The sequence below is a fragment of the Micromonospora globbae genome (assembly GCF_003610785.1).
GTDB classification, from domain to species: Bacteria; Actinomycetota; Actinomycetes; order Mycobacteriales; family Micromonosporaceae; genus Micromonospora; species Micromonospora globbae.
This window is the reverse complement of the sequence record NZ_RAQQ01000078.1, coordinates 1-2,542: the sequence shown is the minus strand read 5'-3', so window position 1 is coordinate 2,542 and position 2,542 is coordinate 1. Positions and strand designations below refer to the sequence as shown.

Genomic DNA, 2,542 nt, shown 5'->3' with positions numbered 1-2,542 from the left:
TGTCGGCGGCCAGTGAATACTCCCCGTAGGCGGCCATATGTCGCCCCGCTGGTGGCCAGGGATCTCCCCGTGGATGGCCAGATACCTCCCCGCTGACCAGGTCAGAGTGCCGGTCGGCGAGGGTCGACGGCGTGAAGAGCGGCAGGGAGATCGTGGAAATCTTGGAGGCATACGACCTCACGGGGAGTTACCGTGCGGCGGCGGAGTTGGCTGGGTGTGATCATCACACGGTTGCCCGGTATGTGAAGTTGCGGGAGTCCGGGCAGAGTCCCGAGGCGCGGGTGCACCGGGCCCGGCCGATCGATGAGTACGTGGCGAAGATCGAGGAGTTGGTGGCCCGTTCGGGTGGGCGGGTCCGCGCGGATGTGGTGCACCGGCGGATCACCGCGATGGGCTTCGGCGGTGGTGAGCGCACCACCCGGCGGGCGGTCGCGGAGGTCAAGGCCCGCTTCGCCGCCGGGCAGCGGCGGGTGTTCCGGCCGTGGATCCCGGAGCCGGGGCTGTGGCTGCAGTTCGACTGGGGTGAGGGTCCGCGCATCGGTGGGCGGCGTACGTCGTTGTGGTGCGCGTGGCTGGCCTGGTCGAGGTTTCGGGTGGTGATCCCGACTTTCGACAAGACGCTGCCGACGATTGTGTCCTGTCTGGACGCCACGTTGCGCCGGTTGGGTGGGGTGCCGGCGTATGCGTTGACCGACAACGAGAAGACGATCACTGTCGAGCATGTCGCGGACATCGCGGTGCGTAACCCGGAGATCGTGGCGGTGGCCCGGCACTACGGGATGACGATCCGCACCTGCGTGCCGGCCGACCCGCAATCGAAGGGCGGTTCGGAGAACACCGTGAAGATCGCCAAGGCGGATTTGGTGCCCACGGATGCGAACCTGCTGCCGGAGTACCGCACGTTCGCCGAACTCGAGGCGGCCTGCCGGCAGTTCACCGAGGAGGTGAACGCGCGGGTGCACCGCGAGACCCGCCGCCGCCCGGTCGAGGCCCTCGCGGAGGAACGGGTGCGGCTGCATCCGTTGCCGGGCGAGCCGTTCACCGTCGCGTTCGGCACCACCCGCCGGGTGAACTGGGACTGCACCATTTCCGTGGAGGGCGTGCGCTATTCGGTGCCGCACGAACTCGTCGACACCCGGGTATGGGCCCGCTTCCACGGTGACGAACTGATCGTCACCGCGGTCGGCGCCGATGGTCCGACCGAGGTCGCCCGGCATCCACGCTCCACCCCCGGCAGCCCGTCGATCATCGACGCCCACTACCCGCCCAGGGCCAGCCGTGACGGCGACCGCACGCCGAAGGCCCGCACGGCCGAGGAAGCCGCGTTCCTGGCCCTCGGCCCGGGTGCGGCCTCGTGGCTGGTCGAGGCCGCCGCGGCCGGAACTCGAGGGGTGCGCCGCAAGATGGCCGAAGCCTGCGCCCTGGCCAAGCTGCACGGCGCCGCCCAAGTGGACCGGGCGTTGGGCACCGCCGCGATAGCCGGCCGGTTCGCCGACAACGACATCATCCGCATCCTCGCCCACCAGGCCGCCGGCGCAGGCGGCGAACCCACCCGGGCCAGCGAGGCCCACAGCCTGCAACCGGGCACCTCCGCATGGGCCCGCTTCGGCACCGTCAACGACAGGAGCAACCCCTGATGGCCGCCCCGATCCGCACTATCACCGGCCCTGCCGGTGACCCCCTCGCCGAGGCGATCGAGCTGACCCGCCGGCTGAAACTGCCCCACATCCGCAAAGCGATGGCCGACCTGATCCCCACCGCCAAAGCTCAACGCTGGGACCCCGCCGAAGTCGTCCGCGTCCTCCTCGCTGAGGAAGCCGCCGGCCGTGACGCGGCGAACCTGCGCACCCGCCGCAAACGCGCCGCGTTCCCGGCAGGCAAGACCTTCGGCGACTGGGACGAGACCGCCTCGTCGATCCCACGTCCCACACAGGACGCGCTGAAGACTCTGGAATGGATCCACCGCAAGGAGAACCTGTCCATCTGCGGACCATCCGGCACCGGCAAGAGCCACTTCTGCGAAGCCCTCGGCCAAGCCGCCGTCGAAGCCGGCATGACCGTGGCCTGGTTCACCATCGAAGACCTCGGCGCCCTCGTGCGCCGCCACCGCGTCGACGACTCCGTCAGCCGAGCCCTCGCCCGACTCATCCGCTGCGACCTGATCATCGTCGACGACATCGGCCTGCTACCCGTCTCACCCGATGCCGCCGAAGGCTTCTACCGCCTCGTCGACGCCGCCTACGAACGACGCAGCCTCGCCGTCAGCTCGAACCTGCACCCCTCCGGCTTCGACGAGATCATGCCCAAAACCCTCGCGACCGCGACGGTTGACCGGCTCCTGCACCACGCCCACGTCGTCGTCACACAGGGTGACAGCTTCCGACTGAACCAGGCCACCACCGGACAAGGAGTGAAGCCCTTGACCTGACACCCCGAACAACCAACGGCGGGGAACTATCTGGCCGCCGTTGGGGAGAACTCCGCGGCCGTCAGCGGGGACAACTGCCGGCCGCCTACGGGGAGATCAAAGAGACCGTTGACA

Annotated in this window: 2 protein-coding genes; both read left to right on the top strand. The window is 69.4% G+C overall.

The annotated features are described in order from the left end of the window. Positions 1-131 precede the first annotated feature (131 nt). Positions 132-1,637: an IS21 family transposase gene (istA, locus tag D7I43_RS32305; protein WP_109898814.1), complete on the top strand. Its 1,506-nt coding sequence runs from the start codon at positions 132-134 to the stop codon at positions 1,635-1,637. Continuing rightward, positions 1,637-2,428: an IS21-like element helper ATPase IstB gene (istB, locus tag D7I43_RS32300; RefSeq protein ID WP_109898815.1), complete on the top strand. Its 792-nt coding sequence runs from the start codon at positions 1,637-1,639 to the stop codon at positions 2,426-2,428. The genes istA and istB overlap by 1 nt, the downstream gene beginning before the upstream one ends. The last annotated feature ends 114 nt before the right edge of the window (positions 2,429-2,542 follow it).

Excerpts from the sequence above, each read along its gene's own strand:
- istB (WP_109898815.1), top strand. The coding sequence starts at position 1,637 with ATGGCCGCCCCGATCCGCACTATCACCGGCCCTGCCGGTGACCCCCTC.